This is a genomic window from Bacillus sp. MUM 116, from assembly GCF_001866655.1.
In the GTDB taxonomy this organism is placed as follows: Bacteria; Bacillota; Bacilli; order Bacillales; family Cytobacillaceae; genus Neobacillus.
The window spans coordinates 1-457 of sequence record NZ_MLYR01000172.1 but is presented as its reverse complement, the minus strand read 5'-3'; the positions used below and the strand labels follow the sequence as shown (position 1 = coordinate 457).

Below are 457 nucleotides of genomic sequence, written 5' to 3'. Positions count from 1 at the left end.
TTTTACTCCATATGAGCATTTAACAATTTAAGCAAAAAGAAAAAAGCCTTTTTATAAGACTTTTTTCGAGATTTTATATTAGTAAAAACAGGCTGCTCCAACGATAATTAACAGAATGAATAGTACAACGATTAAAACGAATGGATTGCCTCCGCAAAAGCCACCACCATAGCCAAATCCAGGACAACCACAACCACCGAAGCCGCCTCCGAAGCCACCGTAACCAAACATAATAAATCCTCCTTTCAATAAGGAATAGGTTACTTTTTAAACAAAACCACAGCCACCAATAAAGGCAGTTCCTACAATAATTAAAAGGATAAACAAAACAACGATTAAGGCAAAGCCACCACCTGCGAAACCTACACCATCAGACATATACACAACCTCCTTTCAGCTGTTTCCTATAAAATATGTAAAATACCAAAAAAGGGGAAGGGCACTGTCTGCAATTAAA

Annotated in this window: 1 protein-coding gene and 1 pseudogene; both read right to left on the bottom strand. The window is 37.0% G+C overall.

All coding sequences use genetic code 11. The annotated features are described in order from the left end of the window. Positions 1-78: 78 nt before the first annotated feature. Positions 79-231: pseudogene (locus BIV60_RS27320) on the bottom strand (YjcZ family sporulation protein); the annotation flags it as partial. Positions 232-267: 36 nt separating this feature from the next. Further along, on the bottom strand, positions 268-378 hold the full coding sequence (locus BIV60_RS28950) for a YjcZ family sporulation protein (RefSeq protein WP_083402497.1): 111 nt from the start codon (positions 376-378) through the stop codon (positions 268-270). Positions 379-457: the final 79 nt, after the last annotated feature.